This is a genomic window from Arthrobacter zhaoguopingii (assembly GCF_009828595.1).
Lineage (GTDB): Bacteria > Actinomycetota > Actinomycetes > Actinomycetales > Micrococcaceae > Arthrobacter_D > Arthrobacter_D zhaoguopingii.
Window position 1 is genome coordinate 185,624 of the sequence record NZ_WPNY01000001.1, and the last position, 17,292, is coordinate 202,915.

Sequence of the window (17,292 nt, forward strand, 5' to 3'; positions counted from 1 at the left end):
TCTAAGGGGTTATCGGATGCACTCGGCGCTCCCTCGTCTGACACCCCGCCGGTGGATAGCCGCAGTCGTCGCCGCACTTCTGGCGGTCTCCACTGCGGGGTGCACCAGTGAGTCCGAACCGCCCGAGGAGGTTGAGATCGCGGCTGTCGGCGACATGAACGGCGTCGGGACCTACGCAACTGACAGCCCGTCGGGGCGGAACGGTGCGGCGATCACCGAACTTGTGGAGACCGACGAGATCGATGCGTTCCTGGGGCTCGGGGATTTCCAGTACGACACCGCGTACTGCGAGGACTACGTGAAGTATTGGCAGACCCTGTGGGGTGGCACGAAGTCCAAGCTGTACTGGGTGTCCGCCCCCAACCACGACTGGGAACCGGGCCGCAATGAAGACCTCGACAACTTCATGAACGACCAATGCCCGGGGAGTATGGGGAAGTCCGCGATCAACCAGGAGAGGGGGTGGATCTTCAACGGGGAACCGTATTCGAAGGACTTCGGGAACTGGCATATCGCGTTCCTGTCCTCCGCGCCCTGGCGGTACGACATCCCGGAAGCCGAAAAGCTGACGGAGTGGCTGGACGAGGACCTCGCTGCTGCCAAAGAGGCGGGTAAACACCTGGCCGTGGTTCACCACGAACCGTACTTCACCTCGAACACCGAGGCACACGAGCGGGCGTATGAGCACAAGCCGTGGATTGACGTGATGTGGAAGCACCGGGTCCGTCTGACCCTCTCAGGGTCACAACACAACTACGAACGGTCGTGTCCGGTGAACAACGCCGACCAGTGCGTGCCGGACGGGATGACCGCATTCCAGGTATCCACCGGGGGAATCGGCCTGCGCCCCTTCACGAGCAACCCGTGGTACATCTCGAAGCGGTTCAGCGACACCCACGGGTTCCTCCGGCTGACCCTGCGGGAAAACGGGTCCTTCGACTGGAGATTCGTTCCAACCTCCGGGTTCGGCACGGACGTGGGCTGGCGCTCCGCACCGCAGTAGGAGCCCCGCCGCAGCCGATGGCCTGCACCGGCTGGCGCCGCTGCCTGGACCCTCGGCGTTCCCGTGAGGTCGCGGTGCGGCGTGCCTGTCCTCTGAGCTGCAACGCCGCACCGCCTTCCGGCGAGGTCAGCGCATGTTGACGAACTGAAGGTCCGCTTCGTCGAAGTTCTTCAGCAGTGCCATGGTGGCCTGCAGGTCGTCACGGGACTTGGAACTGACCCGCAGCTCGTCGCCCTGGATCTGGGATTTGACGCCCTTGGGTGCCTCGTCGCGGATCAGCTTGTTGATCTTCTTGGCGATGTCCTGGGCGATGCCCTCCTTGATGGAGGTCTCCAGCCGGAATTCCTTCCCGGAGGGGTAGGGCTCTCCGGTGTCCAGGGACTTGAGGGAGATTCCGCGCTTGATCATCTTTGACTGCAGGACGTCGAGGACGGCGAGCACGCGCTCCTCCGAGTTCGCCTTCATGAGGATCTTCTCACCGCTGAAGTCGACCTCCGCACCCACGCCCTTGAAGTCGTACCGCTGCGCAATCTCCTTCTGGGCCTGGTTCAGGGCGTTGGCCACCTCCTGCTTGTCCACTTTGCTTACGACGTCGAACGTGGATTCGCTAGCCACTGTGCCTCCTTAGAAGTTGGATTCTTTTCCTGCTTCCAGCCTACTGGCTTGCGGGCGGCGGCGCCCGGCCGGCGTCGTGCCGCTCCGCCTGCCCATCGAAGACGCAGATCCGACGCCTTGAGCACGGTATTACCCGTTTCTTCCGCATTGTCGATGCCGATTCGATTCTGGGGCCGATGTTCTGTAAAGTTGTCTTGCCCGCGCTTGCTGCGGGTTGTCTTCATCTGGAGACGTTCGGCAGATTACCCGAGCGGCCAAAGGGGGCTGACTGTAAATCAGCTGGCACAGCCTACGGGGGTTCGAATCCCTCATCTGCCACAGCAAGGAAAGGCCCGCACTTCACTGCAGCAGCAGGGGAGGGCGGGCCTTTTGCTTTACCCGGATCAGGCGCGTGCCCACATTTTGCCCACACTCGCCAGCGAAACAGCGTGATCCAGGGCGTCCGAAACGGCGTTCAGGTCCTCATCGAAGAGGTCCGCGTAGATGTCGAGCGTCATGGCCGCGGAGCTGTGCCCGAGCATCCTCTGGACCGCCTTCACGTTGGCGCCGGCCGACACCGCGAAACTGGCCGCTGTGTGCCTCAGATCGTGCGGAGTGATCCGAGGTACCCCTGAACGCCTGACAGCGCCCGAGAACCAACCGCCGCGGTCCTCCTGCACCCGCGTAGCCCGCAGGTAACCCCCATCTTCGCCGGGGAACACCAGATCGTCTCGCCCCTTGCCCTCGCACTGCACAGCCAGGCGCTCCGCGAGGAAGCGAGGGAAGGGAACGGCGCGGCGCTTGTGGTTCTTCGGGGTGCCCACAGCGATCCGCCCGCCGACGTCGACGGCATTCTCCTCAACGTTGATCCGCCGCTTCAACATGTCCAGATGCCGCACCCGCAAGCCGACAGCCTCACCCCAGCGCAGCCCGCAGTACGCCAGAACGAGCACCAGCGTCCCGTGCTTCGCTTCCGCCGCGAGCGCGTGCACCTGCTCGTGCGACAGATAAACGTGCGCGCGCTTGCCCTTCCTGGGCAGATCCACGCCTCGAGCAGGGTTCGACAGGATCCGCCGATCGTCCACCGCGTCATCAAGCACCGCGGCCAGCACCCCGTACGCTCGAATGACAACCGTCGCAGACTTCGGCTTGCGCTCGCCGTCTCCCGTCGTCATGCCGGCGATCCATTGCTGCACGGCCGTCTTGCGCACCTCGCTCACAGCGACACCACCCCACGCCGGCAGCACATGGTTCCGCAGCGCCGCCTCAACCGGTCGGTAGGACGACGGCTTCAGGTGCGTCTGCCTGGTCAGCCACTCGGGGCCCAGCTGCGCGATCGTCGCCCGGCCGGCCGATGCCTCGATGTACTCGCCCTTCAGCTTGGAGACCTCCACCGACGCGGCGAACGCTTCGGCGTCGCGCTTGGTTCTGAAGCCGCGCTTGTCCGTCTGTTTCCGGTCAGGCCTCCGGTAGCGGACGCGGTAGCGCCGGCCCGCCGTCGTCTCATACGCCTCAATCGTCGCCACGGCGCGGATCCTGACCAATCGGCTTCGTTGGCGTTTGTGCGCTTATCCACTGTTTCAGTGCACCTACATCCGCAGCGAGGGTCTTCAGTTCGTGGTGCAGCTCGTCGAGGTTTTGGCTCAGGACTGTCTGACGACCCGGTGGCCGCGCCCTGAGCGCGTAACGAATCAGAGATTCCCGTTCAGTGTGCGGGAGGTATGGGCCGTCTCCGTCAGACCAGTCCCAAATCTGCGAGAGCGGCGCGGCGAACTTCTGACCCGTTGGACGATATTCACGTTCACTGTCATCTGGGGGGAGTAGTAGCGCGCTGGCGTTCACCCCAAAGATGCCTGCAAAGGCCATGAGCTCGTCCACATCGACGCGACGTTCACCGGCTTCGATGCGCCTCAATCCGAGCGGCGGGATCGGCCGGCCCACATCGGATAGCCATCGAGAAATTTCAGCGAAGGACACGTTGCCTCGCAGTCTCCGCACGTTCTCCGCGACCGTTTTGCCTGTCTCGCCCAACTCGGTTTCTTTACCTGCCATGCGGACAACAGTAACGATCAAAAATGAAGTATCCAAGATCACGGTTGATCTTTTGTGGGCAGCATGCTTTGATGAACATCGTGCGATCAAACAAGACGCACATTAGATCAAGCTTGGAGGACCACCATCATGACTTCCGAACTCCTGACCCCTGCCGAACTAGCGGATCGCCTCAGCACCAGCGTTGCGCAGCTCGCAAACTGGCGCTATCAGGGAACCGGCCCCCGATTCATTAAGACGGGGGCGAAACTGGTCCGCTACCGGGCGGTCGACGTCGAAGCGTGGCTCGACGCGCAGACGCGCCAGCAGAGCGGCACCCCAGTAAGTGCCTGACGCGCGGCGAGCGCTCGCCGAGATGAACAGCGTTTCCAGTGATCGATTCCGCGAGGAACGCACTGAGAGCGCCCCACTGAACGTCCAAGGGGATAGAAAAATGACTAGCTGGTCTCAGATCACAGCCGGAGCAGTAACCAACGAAACGGAACCGCCGACCGGATTCGTCCGCGCCGAGGGAAACCCGGATTTCATCAACGACTTCGAGCTGTTCGATGGTCCGACGAGACGTGAGCCCCGGCTGAGGATCACTGTCAGCTCCACATGGTGCCCGCAGGATGGCATCCGTCTTTGGATTGCCACCCCTGGCGATGCTCTGACGATCGAGCAGGCTATGTGGCTCTCGGAGAACCTCCCGGAGATGCTCGAGGAGATCCGCGCCGCGGGACAGACCGCGCTCGCCGCGGGTCGCGTTTTGAGCAGCGCCTCATGAGTGCGCCGGCCATCCTGAAGCGCGGGGCCCGCGGACGTATGGAGCCCTTCAAGCGGCCGCAGATCGAACCGGTCGCCCCGAAGCTTGTCCTGGTCTCTGATGATGCGCCGGCGCATCACGAGTCTATGGACGCGGTATTGGAGCAGTGGCGCCGCTGGCAGGAGGCTCAAGGCCTATCCCAGCGCACCATTGGTGACAGGGAGTATGCAATGCGGTTTTTCTTCGAGTTCGCGGCCGCGGAACCGCTGGCTATAACCCCCGATCAGATCATGGCCTTTGTGGGACGACAGGAGCTTAGCCAGGCCACCCGATCCACATATCACAAGCACCTCCGCGCTTACTGCCTGTGGCTGTACAAGACCGGCCGCAGCGAGGATATCCCGACGAGCCGCACGCCTACGCCGAAACAGCCGAAAGGCCTGCCCCGGCCTATCACTATGCCGGAGTTGGAGCGGCTGTTGGGGACAATCGGGCGGCGCCGTACACGCATGATGGTTCTGCTCGCCGCGCTTCAGGGCCTGCGGATCCACGAGATAGCGAAAATCCGGGGCGAGGACCTCGACCGGCATGCTAAAACGCTCCGCGTCGTGGGCAAGGGATACAAAGCGGCACTCCTTCCGCTGCACGACGTCGTGCTCGACTTCGCTCGGCAGTTCCCCGCATACGGGCCCTGGTTCCCGGCCTACCCGAGCCAGTCGGAACGGCAGTACGAAACGATCAAGCCTCACGCGGTGGGGAAGGCTATCCGGCAGTCCATGCAGCGGGCCGGCATCAACCAGACGCCGCACGCCCTCCGCCACTTTTTCGCCACCACGTTGGTCCAGAACGGCACGGACCTCCGCACTGTCCAGGAACTAATGCGCCACGACTCTCTGCAGACCACTCAGATATACGTCCAGGTTTCAGACGGACAGCGAAGGGCGGCGATGGACAATTTCGAGCTCCCCGAGAGCATCGCCACCTGAGCACAGCACCCACGAACTATCACCACGAAGATCAGGAGAAACGTATGACAATCAACCGTGCAGGACTAGGCGTCCGCAATGTAGGACCAATTGGCTCCACACCGCGGGAGTCCCGCCTTTTTGCGGCCGCCACTCTCGCGGAAAACTCCCCGGGAGTGCCCCGCTCGGGACTGCTGGACCCGTCGACTCCGTCCATCGTGACCGGCACTGGGTCGATGGCCTACAGCATCGCCCCATGCAATCCGGTTATCAACCGCACCGCGAATGAGGGCGTGTATATGCCAGCCTTCACCGGGACGACCGGCGTGCAGACAACCGCAGCCCCAGGATCGGGCGCCAGGTACGACCTGATCTACGTGAAGCAGAATGACACAGAGAAGGGCGACCCGGACAACCTCGCTGTCGTGGGCGTCGTCCAGGGAGTCTCCGGCGCCGCTCCAGCCCGGCCCACCCAAGGTGTGCCGGACGGAGCACTCGTGATCGCCGAAGCCCTCGTCCAGGCCGGAGCGACGGCGACCTCCGGTGCGCTGGTCTCCATCGACAATGTCTTCCCCTACACAGCCACCCGCGGGACGATCATCACCGTCAGAGGCACCGCCGAACGCAACCTGATCACACCTTTCGAGGGTCTGAGCGTCCGCCGTCTCGACCAGAACGTGGTCGAGACCTACCGGTCCGGAGCATGGCGCTCACCCCTTCCCGTGAACATCACCTCACTCAAAACCGGCTGGTCCAAAACCATCCTCACCGGCGACGCCAGGCCCCGGGTATGGTCCACGGACGGAATCACCGCCCACCTCACCGGGGCACTGCAGTTCAAGGGTGGCGGCGTGCAGATGTGTGATCTCCCCGCCGGATACGCCCCGGAATCCTCGGCAAACCCTTTCGTCTTCCTCGGCACGGTCCACTGCTCCAACGGCAACGGGGGTCCCGGCGGACCCATCCTCGAGCTGTGGATCGAAAACGGCACCATACGCATCGGATACCAGTCAGGGTCCATCCCATCCGACACCCGCGTTCCGCTGCACGGAACATACCCGCTCAAGGGCTAACGCACCCAATCCGCCACCCCCTTAGGTTCCGCACCGACCAACCACCAAGAAAAGAAAGGAGGATCGACAGTGAACACCTCATGGACCCTGCCAGCGCTTGATCTCGCTCTATGGCTCGTAGATCGCCTGGTCAATCGTGAGACCACCACTACAGCCAACGGAACACGCCTGGTCGAGCAGCCCACACAGGCAGCTCCCAGATACTCGCAGGCAACGGAACAAACGTCCGGCCTGCGCAGCACTCCGGGCTGTAGGAGAGTCTGCGAAAGCGCGACCGGAGCCCGCGCCCCGCCCCGTATGGCAGCAGATTGAATCCTGAATCCAGACATAGGACTACCGAAGCGGGAAACGTCGGGTCGGGTAGGGACGGGTAGGGAAACCCATCTGCAGGGTTCAGCAGAATCCGCAGAACGCCCAACTACAGGCGCTAACGGTTCCGGGACGGGTAGGGACGGGAAGGAAGCCGAACCTCTATGCCCCGTCTACAAGTCAACGGACTTGCCTCGCCCCCTCGACAGGGCCGCTGCCCCAGGTCACCGGCCGGAAGGAGTCTCAGCATGTTCACACCAGATCCCATCTGCCGGCACTGCCTCCGGCCGCGCCACCGCAGCCTCATGGCAACAGCGGATGAGTGCAGCGAATGCCTGGCACAAGCCACGCAGTACACCAACCCCGGCCCCGGCCGGCAAGCTGTCCGCCAGGCGCTCGCCGGTTACAGGTCGAATCATTCCCAGCGAAAGGGCCACGCATGGCAGGGGACTCTGTAAAGGCCGAGTCTGTCCAGCTGCAGGAGTCTCCCGACTCGGCGTACTGGCAGCACCGGGCGCGCGTCGCTGAGACAGAGCTTGCCTCCCGCGTCCCGTTCTGGCTGGCCCGTGGCCGGCTAAAGGCCCGCTCGCACACATGGTTCCACGAGGACGGGACAGAAACGCCAGGCGTTGCGCTCCTCGATGATCAGGGCCGACTCCGCGGCCACCTCACAGCACCACAAGCGCGCCGACTCCATCACGACCTTGGCAGACTCCTCAGCCGGGAGCTCTCAACGATGACCGAAGGACAAAAAGCATGATCCACAACCTAGACCTAAACTGCCGCGCCAGCTTGAAAGAGTTGGTTGCGCGCCTCGAAGCCCACGACGTCGACGTCCCCGGGCTCCAGCGCTGGCACGAGCTGACGGAATTCGCTCGCATCAACCGCCAGCCGGAACCTGAGCCCCCGGCCGATATCCTTGGGCAGACCGTCGAGCAGACAGCCGCGTGGGTTGATGACCGGGCACTGTACGAAGCACGGCACACCAAACCCGGAAAGCTGCACCTTCCCCCGCAGATGACCGCGCTCGCGCAGCTTCAGAAGCGGCTCGACCCGGCGTTGAAAGAGCGGATCAGGAAGAACGCCGTCAGCATCATCGACCAGCTGCGCCCCGAGTTTGATCAGGCCGCACGCATGATGCGGCATGCCAGAGCTCTGGGAGTCGATCCCCGCGCCACGATCACCACTCTGTTCCACGCATCCGATGAGATGCGCAACGCGTGGACCGCGGCCAAGCAGGCCGCTCCGGTCCTGGACGGGATCTTCACCACCCGCCAGATGCTCTCCACCGTGGCCGACGTTCCCCCGACGCTCGACTTCGAGGTCGGCCGCGCCCGCCGCGTGGCCTTCCAGGACGGGCGCGACACCTCGGGGTTCAACTGGACAGTCACCGTGGTGAAGCCCGAGGTAGCCGGGATGGTCATGGAACCGATCAACCATGACGCTCCTTGGGAGAGGTGGCTGGCAATCGCTCCCCACCTCGAACTGTCCTACCCCGGCGAGGAGAAGAACGACCGCACGACATTCGAGCGGCAGTCAGGAATGACAGTCGAGCAAGCGGTCGCCGTCGCCAAGGCCCAAGGCGAAACAGCCGCGGCTGAAGTCGCTGCACTCAACGCCTAGCCCTAACTCAAACACTGAAGGAGAAGCCTCATGGGATCACTCACCGCCGCAATGCACCGGGCCGAGCAGCTCACGCACGCACGGCAGCAGCAGGCGCTACCTGCCGTCATTGCCAATGCCATGGCCGTGGCCCTGCGGCCGCGCACCACGGACGGATCCAAGCACCCACTGCCCAGCACCACGCCCGCAGCGAGCCAAGCCACCACGCCCGCAGCGGACCAGTCCTCGATCCTCCGCGTCGCGGCAAGGGCCCGCGCCCAGCGACGCACTCAGCGGCACAAGGAACAGGCCCTGGCAGCGCAGGACGCGGCCTACAAGGCCGTTTACGGGGACGATGGCACTCAGCCGGTCCCCGAGGCCGTCTCAGAGCCTGTGACGGACGCTGAGCTTTACGCTAAGGCCTGGCCACAGTAGCGGCCCGGTGGGCCGCGGTGATCTTCCGGTCGCCGTGGCCCACCTCCGCTTGCGCGGACGCTCAATAAAATCCAGCGGAATCCGCGGCGGGCCCCTCCGGGCGCGCACCGGCCTCTCCCCCCGGTCTCCCTTCCAAGAACACCCCCCAGATTCCGCGAATTGGCGCGGAAAACGGACCCATAGCCCTGCACGAGAACACGAAAAGGACCGCACACCTTGGGTAAGCAGAAACACGACATCGGAGTACAGAAGAGGGCCAAAGCACTGGCCGAACGAAAGCGCCTCCAGAGCCTACGCAGGGAACCGCGAACGTCGAACCGTACCGAAGTGGAACCACAGTCCGCAAATGCCTGAGCTGCTCCTCGGCGAGCTGGAGGACGTCGAAGACGAGCGGGTCACCCGGGCCCAGCTGTACAGAATCTTTGAGAGCAACCCCCAGCAGGCGGGCCGGCTGATGACCGTTGCTCAGGCCTACCAGCTGGAGGCCTCCGGCACCCCATGGCCGGTCTCTGGTGATCGCACGTCCACGCAACCGCTGTGCCCCACCCCCCGCAAGCTCACAGCCTCGGTCTTCTCTGACATCCCCCTCGCGGAATTGACGGTAAAGCGCTGGCTGGAACTGTGGCTCAGTGCCGTTGAGGAAGAAGCCCAGGACGATGCTGCGGCCGAAATGTACACAGGAACCGATCGCAAGACGCTGCGGGAGACAGCGGCCGGTATGCGTGCGATCGTCTTCGCAGCCCGCCGGCAGCAGGTCACCGATTACCTGCTGCCGCAGCTGGAGAAGCATCTTTTGATCCACTTCACCGAGGCCGACGTCGAGGCGCTCGGGGCCATGCTGAGCACCATCCCTGGGAAGCGTGCCGCGACTCTATCCCGCAGCACTCTCCGCTCCGTCATGACGCACCTGAAGAAGGCGCTCCAGGCGGCCTACGAGAAGGAGCTCATCGACTCGAATCCGGCCAAAGACTTCATCCGGTATCTCGGCATCGAGCCGAAATCTGCCGAGTGGTGGGCGGATTACCGCCGCCGGTACCAGGCCAGGCTCGACGCCGCAGACGACGCAGACGTTGAATGATTCGAGTGGCGCGCCGTCGCTCCGCTCGAATCAACGGAACGAACGCTTGGTGAACGCCGAACAGCGCGGCCACCCGACGCACTCACCCGCCGAAGTCGCCGCCAGGGGTGAGCGCCTGCCCGTCGCGCATCCTTATCCCAGCGTCGATCATGCCGTTCAATTGGCCGTGCTTCGTGTGTGTGAACCTGCGAGGTACGCCGCATGCTTCGGCGAACTCATGGAGGTCAAGGTTCGGGTCGGCGTGCTTGAGAACCTGGGCGGCGACCCACATCACGTTGGTTCGGATCGCGTCGGCTTCAGCTGGCTCGAGCACTTGCTTGCCCCGGTTTGTGTCATGGTCCCGGTGATGGCCTGCTCGATCTAGCCTGTACGGCGCGTCTGACCAGTCGTGGTTTGCAATTTCGGCGGCAAATTCGGCCGCGAGGCGATTCAGCATGGTTCCTCCGATTGGAACAGTTTCGGCTCTCCCCGATGGAAAGCTAAACCACACCGTACACCTCTCCGTGCACCTTGATGCAGCCCCGCGCCTGTGAAGGGCAAGCGTCTATGCGTGAGAAATGCGTCGGTTTGCACAGCTTTGTGCATGTATAGTGACAGGCAAGTGAAGATCCTGGGGAAGGATCGACCGAGGCAACACCTTGCAACCGAGCCCGCATGAGATGCAGAGGGCTCATTTTCGTTATCTGGGGAGTGATTCGAATGGCCATCGTCGATGATGGGGCGTCCGTTCTGTTTAGTCACCACCTGCAGGTTGATGAGGTCTCCAACTTCTTTCTTAAGATGGACGCTGCCCGGGAAGAGCCCGATGTGACCCATCTAAAGCTGCAGAAGCTCTTGTACTTCGCGCAGGCCAACTTCTTGGCGTCGACTGACCAGCGACTGTTTGACGAGGATCTTGAAGCGTTCCGGCATGGACCGGTCGTTTACAAGGCTTACCAGCGGTTCTCGGGAAGCGACCAGATCATTGTGGCTAGAGACTCGTCTTTCCAGGACGTCGCAAGTCCTCACGTACCTGCTGATTCAGAGCGCTTTTTGCATCGAGTTTGGAATCAGTACAAGGATTTCTCAGCTGGTCAGCTGAGAAATCTGACTCACATGCAAGACCCATGGAGGGACAATTACGTCGAAGGGGCGTATCGCGAGCTTATTCCCGACAAAGATCTCGCGTCCTACTTCCGGCAGAAAGTGGCAGCGAAGGACCGAGTGTTTCATGAAGCGGTCGTCCTCGTGCCCGCCGGGTTCGTTGAAGCACTGGACGAAGATGACATTGCTGCTCAGATGCGGAGTTTCTGGGCGTAAATGGCGTATCCATGGAGCGTGGTTGAGGAGCTTCACCCTGACCACAAGGTGAAAGATTTCGAGTGCGGACTAGACTCTGTGGACGATTGGTTTCAGACCAAGGCCATGAACAACCGTCATCAGATCGCAACCCACGTCTGCCTCGACGCCGCTGCCGACATAGGCGCCTTCTTCGCACTGAAGACAGTCATTGTCGCTACCGAGGGCATGCCCAAAAAGGTGGTGAAGGATTCCTCGGACGGCCAGTCAGTAGGTATCCTGCTGTGTCAGATGGGCGTGAGCACTGATGTGCAAGGCCAGGGTCACGGCAAGCAGCTTCTGAAGCTCGCCATCTCTCAGGCCGTAGAGGCTCACCGCATCAGTACAGTGCAACTTTTCGTCGTGGACGCCGAGAACGAGAGTCTGGTGAAGTTTTACCAGACGGCCGGCCTGCAGCTTGTGCCCAACACTCTCCGCCTAGTTGCGCCCATCCGCGCTCTCGAGAAGGCGCTCGCTGCTGCTGCTAGGTAGCGACGGCATTCTGCCCACATTTTGCCCACACTTTGCCCACACTTAGGTAGATGCAAGGTGATGTGCCGTGATCAAAATCGGCATGTTTCCGGGGCTTGCAACCCTGACCTGCGCCGTTGAAAGGTTTCGAATCCCTCATCTGCCACAGCAAGGAAAGGCCCGCTCCACCCGGCAAGCACGGGATGGAGCGGGCCTTTCGCATGTCCGGTCCGACTAGCTGCGGCAGCGGCGCGTGGGCTTCCTCCGCCCCGGCCCGGTCGGCGGCCCCGCCGTTCCGCGCCGGTCGTTTCGCGCCGAGGGATCAGCACATGGGAAGATAGGCGGCAACGGGAGCACGTCGTCATGCAGGACGCGGAGCATCACCCTGCAAGACGACGAAAGGATTCCCCGTGAGGGACGACCTTCTGGACCCCCCTGCTGTACCGGCAAGCACACGGGCACCATTTTCCCCAACTGCTACATCAGGGCCCCGCGGCCGCCGCCGGGCCATCGGCGGACGCCACTTCGCCGCCCCGCCGACAAGCCGCGGGACACCGGGCATCCGGCAGGGATTCCGCCCCGAGGTGCAGGGTCTGCGCGCTCTCGCAGTCCTCATGGTGGTCACGTACCACATCTGGTTCGACCGGGTGTCCGGCGGCGTGGACATCTTCCTGCTGATCTCGGCGTTCCTGATGACCCTCACCTTCGTCCGGAAGTCCGAGGCAGGCACCCCGTTCGGCCTGATTCGGCACTGGCTTCACCTGTTCAAGCGCCTGCTCCCCGCCGTCGCCGTCGTTCTTCTGGGAACCCTCGGCGCCGCGCTCGTGCTGCTTCCGCGGGCCCAATGGACCCTCGTACTTGAACATTCCTGGGCGTCGTTGTTCTACTTCCAGAACTGGCTGCTGGCTGCCGAGTCCGTTGACTACTACGCGGATACCAGCGTCGCCAGCCCGCTCCAGCATTTCTGGTCCCTTTCCATCCAGGGCCAGGTCTTCGTGCTGTGGCCGCTGCTCTTCCTCGGCGCGTCTCTGGCATCGAAGGCTTTTCGCCTGCGGTTCAGGACCGTGACCGCGGTGCTGTTCGGCGTCGTCTTCGCGGTGTCGCTCGCTTTCTCCATCTACGAAACCAACACCAACCAGGCCTACGCGTACTTTGATACGCGGGCGCGGCTGTGGGAGTTCGCCCTGGGCACCCTGCTGGCGCTGGCGTTGCCCTACCTGAGGCTCCCCAGGGTCCTCGCTGTCGCCGCGGGCTGGTTGGGACTGGCCGGGATGCTCAGCGCCGGGTACGTGCTGGACGTCGAAGGGGAGTTCCCGGGGTTCGTCGCGCTGTGGCCGCTGCTGTCGGCGGCGCTGGTCATTTCGGCCGGCCAGACCGGCAGCCGGCTGGGCGCCGACCGGCTGCTCTCCTGGGGGCCGCTGGTGAAGATGGGCGATCTTTCCTACGCGCTCTACCTGTGGCACTGGCCCATCCTGGTCATTTACCTGGTGTACCGGGGGCGCGACGCCGTCGGGCCGGTCGGAGGCACCGGAATCATCGTGCTGTCCCTGATGCTCGCCTATGTCACGACGCGCCTCGTGGAACGCCCTCTGCGGAACCTTCCCAAGGTGGAGGCGAGCCGGGTGCGGACCCTGGTGGTGATCGCGGCCTGCCTTGGCCTCGTCGCGGTGCCGGTGGGCGCCGTACAGCAGGTAATGCGCGTGCAGGCGGCGAACCTGATCGCCGAGGCCGACACCCAGAACCCAGGCGCGTACTCCCTGATGGCCGGGTTCGTCGACCGTTCAACGGGGGACACTCCGCCCATTCCCGACCTGGGCAGCCTGAAGGGGGAGTGGGGGGCGCTCGCCGGCGAGTGCGAAGGAGAACATGCTCCCGACGGCGACGCGACAGTGATCCGGGTGTGCGCCTTCAAGCCCGCCGAGGGCACACCAAGCAAGGAAATCCTCGTGATCGGGGACTCCCACGTCGAGCAGTGGGTGGAGCCCCTTGAGCTCCTGGCGGAACGCCACAACTACCAGCTGACCACCCTGCTTCTCGGCGGATGCAATTACGGCACGGCCAGCGAGACCCGGTCCGCCGGGTGCAACAACTTCAACGAGGCCGCCACGGCCTACGCCCTGAAGATGAGGCCGGACGCCGTGCTCACCATGGCGACACGGTCGGACAAGAAAACCAGTGCGGAGCGCGCCGTCGCGGGCCTGCCGGAGGTGGCTGCCGTCCTGGGGGAGGCCGGTATCCGTGTCGTCGGACTCCGCGACAACCCCCGGTTCACCTTCAACATGATCCGGTGCGTCGAGGAGCACGGCGCGGAATCCGACAAGTGCACCTTCCCGCTCAGCGAGAAACTCGCGGCAACCCCGCCCGTGCCGCCCGCGGAGGCCTCCAACGGAGCGCTTCGGTTTGTCGATATGACCGACCTGATCTGCCCCGACGGCACCTGCAGTCCGGTGGTCGGCAACGTCTACGTCTATCTTGACGACAACCACCTGACGACTACCTACACCAAGACGACGCTGCCGGAGTTCGAGAAGCGCTTCCACGACGCTCTGCGCTGACGCGCAGGCCAAGTTTTCCCGCAGTTTTCACCCACCGACGCCCTACAGCCCGGCAGAGGGTGGGATGCTTATTCGAGTGCCTGTTGGAGGCACATTGTCTTTCAGGAATTGAGCATGAACATCAAGTCCGGGTTCCTGGCGCTGCTCGCCGCGGGCCTCCTCGTCACCGCAGTCGAGCCTGCCGCCGCGCCGGCCTCCGCCGCACCTGCTGCCGCATCAGCCGACGTCACCACGCTTCAGGAGGCAGCCCGGTCCCTTCCCGTGGCAGCAGAAGACAATCTTGGCTTCGACCGCGACCGCTACTTCGGCCACTGGGTCGACGCGGACGGCGATTGCCAGGACACCCGCGCCGAGGTGCTGGTCCAGGAGAGCAAGGGTTCGCCCAACTACACCTCAGCCCGGCGCTGCACGGTCGCGAACAGCCGGTGGGTGACCGGTTTCGACAACCGGACCCATAAGTCGGCCACCACCGTCCAGATCGACCATACGGTTCCGGCCCACGAGGCCTGGGGGTCGGGGGCACGCTCATGGACTCAGGACCGCCGGGTCGCCTTCTACAACGACCTGGGCTATCCGGGCTCGCTCAACGCCCAGCCGGGGACCCTGACCAGGGCCAAGCAAACGTCGGGCCCCGAGGGATGGGTTCCTCCGTCGAACCGCTGCGCCTACATCGCGCAGTGGATCACAGTGAAGACGCGCTGGGGCCTGACAGCCGACAGCACCGAGAAGGCCGCACTCGTCCGGTACGCCGACGCGTGCCCGCCGTCCAGGCTCAGTATCACCAAGATCTGACCGCAGGCGCTGCGCCGGCGGGTGTCCCGGCCCTCCCATTCGGGGGTGGCAAAGAGTATTCTGAGCGCCAAGGTCGCTGAAGCGGGAGGGCTGGCATGCGGGCTTCCAGGGAGAGCGGGCTCAATGGAGCCGCCCGCCGCACCGTCGTCGTCTTTATTGTTCTGCTGATGTGCCTGATCGGGGTGAGCCCGGCCCGCGCGGCCCCGGTGTCGGACCCGAACAACTACTGGGTGCTCGTCAACAAGACCCGGCCGCTGAACCCCCTGCGGTACGTCCCTCCGGACCGGGTCAACTGGGCCGGCACGGGCCACTGGATGCGGCGGGATGTCGCCTCGTCAGTCACCCAGCTCGTCAGCGGTGCCCGCTCTGCGGGTCACTCGCTCGGCGTCGTCAGCGCCTACCGCTCGTACGATGAGCAGGCGGCCCTGTACAACCACTACTTGCGGATCTACGGCCAGGCCGAGGCCGACCGGATTTCCGCCAAACCCGGCTACAGCGAACACCAGACCGGCCTCGCCGTCGACGTCGGCAACGCCGCGGGGCAGTGCGAGCTCGCCGGCTGCTTCGGAGACACCCCCGGCGGCCGCTGGGTGGCGGCCAACGCCCACCGGTACGGCTTCATCGTCCGGTACCCGAAGGGCTACACGCACATCACGGGCTACACCTATGAACCCTGGCACCTGCGCTATGTCGGCGTGCCGTTGGCGACCGACATGAAGAACCGCGGCATCCCGACGATGGAGCAGTACTTCTCGGTGCCGGCCAACCCCTCCATCCGCAGCGCCGCGGACGTTGCTGCCGCCGATTCCGCCGGGACGCTCTGGAACTATCCAGGAAACCTGCGGGGAGGATTCGCCCCCCGCACCAGGATCGGCTCCGGCTGGACCGGGCTGAAGTCCGGCTTCGTCGCCGACTGGAACTCCGACGGGGTCAATGACCTGGTGGGTCAGTGGAAGACGGGAAGGCTGACGGTCTACCTTGGCCGCGCCTCCGGCGGATTCCTCAGCCCCATGACGGTCGGAAGCGCGGGATGGCAGTCGATGACCATCACCGTAGGCAAATGGCACAACGGGCATCGGTATCCAGGGGTGGTCGGATACGACTCGGCCGGTACGTTGTTCTACTACCCGAATCCCGCTGGCGGCGCCCTCGGAGCGCGTCAGGCGATCGGGAGCGGCTGGCAGGGCTTGAAACTGACGATGGCCGACTTCGACAATGACCGGCGGGAGGACATGCTGGCCACACGGGCGTCCGGAGCGCTGATCCTGTACCGCTCCGACGGTGCGGGCCGGTTCGTCTCCGAGCCGCGCCGCCAGGTTGCCTCGGGGTGGAACGCCATCGTCCAGTCGCACGCCGCCGCCGGCTTCGACGGCGCCGGAACCCGAGGGCTGATCGCCAAGGCGACCGACGGACGGTTGCTCTACCACGGACTCGGAACCAATAAGTTCCTGGGCAGCAGGCAGGTCGGGTCCGGGTGGGGTCCCCTCAGCGTCTTCCGCTGATGCTGTCCCGCGCCCGGGGACGCCGGGCCCGTCGCGGGCGCGCGGGATTCTCCGGGTGGGTACGCGATTCTACGGGAGGGTGCCCCGCAAATCCAGAAGAATGAGCCAAATGCGCCGCCGATGCCGCTGGTCTAGATTCAAGGAGACAGCGTCCATCTGCGAACGGAGCACCACGATGAAAAACAAGCTTGTTTTCGCCTCGGGCATGGCCGCCGGGTATGTTCTGGGCACGCGGGCCGGCCGGGAGAGCTACGAGAAGATCCGGACCAAGGCCAACCAGCTGTGGAACAACCCCAAGATCCAGAGCACCGTCTCGAGTGCCACCGACACGGTCAAGGACAAGGCCCCCGCCGTCCAGGGGAAGCTTACGAGCGTCCTGAAGAAGCGGGGCAACGGCTCGGACTCCAAGGACACACCGTACTCAGGCACCCCCGTCGCCGTCGTACCGCCGCCCGTGACCGATGAGGGCCTCTCCGGGACCGGGCTCGACGACCTCAACTCGCGTCCGCCGCTGAGCTGATCCGGGCACCCTGCAATACGGGTCCGGCGGGCACAGTGTGTGCCGGCCGGGCCCGTTTCAGTGTCCTTTGGAGCGCAGAATCTCCAGGTGCTCCCGCCGGGCGGCCGCATTCAGGGGGCCGATCAGTGCGAGGTACAGGCCCAGCGCTATGAAGAACGCCATCCAGAAGTCAACGAAGACCATCAGGACGGCGCCAAGCACGACGGCCGCGGCGAACCCGAGAGCAGCCCATTTTGTCAGGCGCTTCGCCATCGGCGGCAGCGAGTCATAGGCCTTCAT

The 17,292-nt window shown here is 64.2% G+C and carries 18 protein-coding genes, 1 tRNA gene and 1 pseudogene; 15 read left to right on the forward strand and 5 right to left on the reverse strand.

Annotated elements, in window-relative coordinates; all coding sequences use genetic code 11:
- Positions 1 to 16: 16 nt before the first annotated feature.
- Positions 17 to 1,003, forward strand: coding sequence for a metallophosphoesterase family protein (locus GVV86_RS00865; protein WP_159800870.1), 987 nt, complete (start codon positions 17 to 19; stop codon positions 1,001 to 1,003).
- A 126-nt stretch (positions 1,004 to 1,129) separates the two neighbouring features.
- Here the strand turns inward: GVV86_RS00865 and GVV86_RS00870 are convergent, their stop codons facing one another.
- Positions 1,130 to 1,618, reverse strand: a complete 489-nt coding sequence (locus GVV86_RS00870) for a YajQ family cyclic di-GMP-binding protein (protein WP_120164599.1) — start codon at positions 1,616 to 1,618, stop codon at positions 1,130 to 1,132.
- A 236-nt stretch (positions 1,619 to 1,854) separates the two neighbouring features.
- On the opposite strand from GVV86_RS00870, the gene GVV86_RS00875 reads away from it, so the two are divergent.
- A tRNA-Tyr gene (locus GVV86_RS00875) sits at positions 1,855 to 1,936 on the forward strand.
- A 65-nt stretch (positions 1,937 to 2,001) separates the two neighbouring features.
- Here the strand turns inward: GVV86_RS00875 and GVV86_RS00880 are convergent.
- Both GVV86_RS00880 and GVV86_RS00885 read right to left on the reverse strand, forming a co-directional pair.
- Positions 2,002 to 3,123 carry a tyrosine-type recombinase/integrase gene (locus GVV86_RS00880; RefSeq protein WP_159800872.1) on the reverse strand — a complete coding sequence of 374 codons (1,122 nt, stop codon included), beginning with the start codon at positions 3,121 to 3,123 and terminating at the stop codon, positions 2,002 to 2,004.
- Positions 3,110 to 3,691: a helix-turn-helix domain-containing protein gene (locus GVV86_RS00885; protein WP_159800874.1), complete on the reverse strand. Its 582-nt coding sequence runs from the start codon at positions 3,689 to 3,691 to the stop codon at positions 3,110 to 3,112. The genes GVV86_RS00880 and GVV86_RS00885 overlap by 14 nt, the downstream gene beginning before the upstream one ends.
- Positions 3,692 to 3,778: 87 nt before the next feature.
- Between GVV86_RS00885 and GVV86_RS00890 the strand changes: the two genes are divergently transcribed.
- The 7 genes from GVV86_RS00890 (at position 3,779) to GVV86_RS00920 (ending at position 9,856) form a co-directional block, all read left to right on the forward strand.
- Positions 3,779 to 3,982 (forward strand): helix-turn-helix transcriptional regulator, encoded by a 204-nt coding sequence (locus GVV86_RS00890; RefSeq protein WP_159800876.1) that lies wholly within the window; start codon positions 3,779 to 3,781, stop codon positions 3,980 to 3,982.
- Between the two features lie 100 nt (positions 3,983 to 4,082).
- Positions 4,083 to 4,415 carry a hypothetical protein gene (locus GVV86_RS00895; protein ID WP_159800878.1) on the forward strand — a complete coding sequence of 111 codons (333 nt, stop codon included), beginning with the start codon at positions 4,083 to 4,085 and terminating at the stop codon, positions 4,413 to 4,415.
- Positions 4,412 to 5,380 (forward strand): tyrosine-type recombinase/integrase, encoded by a 969-nt coding sequence (locus GVV86_RS00900; protein ID WP_159800880.1) that lies wholly within the window; start codon positions 4,412 to 4,414, stop codon positions 5,378 to 5,380. Before GVV86_RS00895 ends, GVV86_RS00900 begins: the two co-directional genes overlap by 4 nt.
- A 44-nt stretch (positions 5,381 to 5,424) precedes the next feature.
- The gene (locus GVV86_RS00905) at positions 5,425 to 6,432 is read left to right on the forward strand and encodes a hypothetical protein (protein ID WP_159800882.1); all 1,008 of its coding nucleotides are present in this window, start codon (positions 5,425 to 5,427) and stop codon (positions 6,430 to 6,432) included.
- Between the two features lie 1,101 nt (positions 6,433 to 7,533).
- Positions 7,534 to 8,364 (forward strand): hypothetical protein, encoded by an 831-nt coding sequence (locus tag GVV86_RS00910; RefSeq protein ID WP_159800884.1) that lies wholly within the window; start codon positions 7,534 to 7,536, stop codon positions 8,362 to 8,364.
- A gap of 30 nt (positions 8,365 to 8,394) precedes the next feature.
- On the forward strand, positions 8,395 to 8,778 hold the full coding sequence (locus tag GVV86_RS00915; RefSeq protein WP_159800886.1) for a hypothetical protein: 384 nt from the start codon (positions 8,395 to 8,397) through the stop codon (positions 8,776 to 8,778).
- 346 nt (positions 8,779 to 9,124) lie between these two features.
- Entirely contained in the window at positions 9,125 to 9,856 is a 732-nt protein-coding gene (locus tag GVV86_RS00920; protein ID WP_159800887.1) for a phage integrase SAM-like domain-containing protein, read from the forward strand.
- An 82-nt stretch (positions 9,857 to 9,938) separates the two neighbouring features.
- Here GVV86_RS00920 and GVV86_RS00925 read toward each other — a convergent pair whose 3' ends face one another.
- A complete protein-coding gene (locus GVV86_RS00925; protein WP_159800889.1) occupies positions 9,939 to 10,292 on the reverse strand; it encodes a hypothetical protein in 354 nt (117 codons plus the stop codon).
- A 263-nt stretch (positions 10,293 to 10,555) separates the two neighbouring features.
- Between GVV86_RS00925 and GVV86_RS00930 the strand changes: the two genes are divergently transcribed.
- The 6 genes and pseudogenes from GVV86_RS00930 (at position 10,556) to GVV86_RS00955 (ending at position 17,013) form a co-directional block, all read left to right on the forward strand.
- Positions 10,556 to 11,155 carry a Panacea domain-containing protein gene (locus tag GVV86_RS00930; protein WP_159800891.1) on the forward strand — a complete coding sequence of 200 codons (600 nt, stop codon included), beginning with the start codon at positions 10,556 to 10,558 and terminating at the stop codon, positions 11,153 to 11,155.
- Positions 11,156 to 11,173: 18 nt separating this feature from the next.
- Entirely contained in the window at positions 11,174 to 11,665 is a 492-nt protein-coding gene (locus tag GVV86_RS00935) for a GNAT family N-acetyltransferase (RefSeq protein ID WP_159800893.1), read from the forward strand.
- A 389-nt stretch (positions 11,666 to 12,054) separates the two neighbouring features.
- The gene (locus tag GVV86_RS00940) at positions 12,055 to 14,199 is read left to right on the forward strand and encodes an acyltransferase family protein (protein ID WP_246669830.1); all 2,145 of its coding nucleotides are present in this window, start codon (positions 12,055 to 12,057) and stop codon (positions 14,197 to 14,199) included.
- Between the two features lie 114 nt (positions 14,200 to 14,313).
- On the forward strand, positions 14,314 to 14,991 hold the full coding sequence (locus GVV86_RS00945; protein ID WP_246669831.1) for an HNH endonuclease family protein: 678 nt from the start codon (positions 14,314 to 14,316) through the stop codon (positions 14,989 to 14,991).
- 314 nt (positions 14,992 to 15,305) lie between these two features.
- Positions 15,306 to 15,692: pseudogene (locus tag GVV86_RS18945) on the forward strand (M15 family metallopeptidase); the annotation flags it as partial.
- Positions 15,693 to 16,668: 976 nt separating this feature from the next.
- Positions 16,669 to 17,013 carry a YtxH domain-containing protein gene (locus tag GVV86_RS00955; protein ID WP_159800897.1) on the forward strand — a complete coding sequence of 115 codons (345 nt, stop codon included), beginning with the start codon at positions 16,669 to 16,671 and terminating at the stop codon, positions 17,011 to 17,013.
- Between the two features lie 57 nt (positions 17,014 to 17,070).
- Here the strand turns inward: GVV86_RS00955 and GVV86_RS00960 are convergent, their stop codons facing one another.
- Entirely contained in the window at positions 17,071 to 17,292 is a 222-nt protein-coding gene (locus tag GVV86_RS00960; RefSeq protein WP_159617736.1) for a hypothetical protein, read from the reverse strand.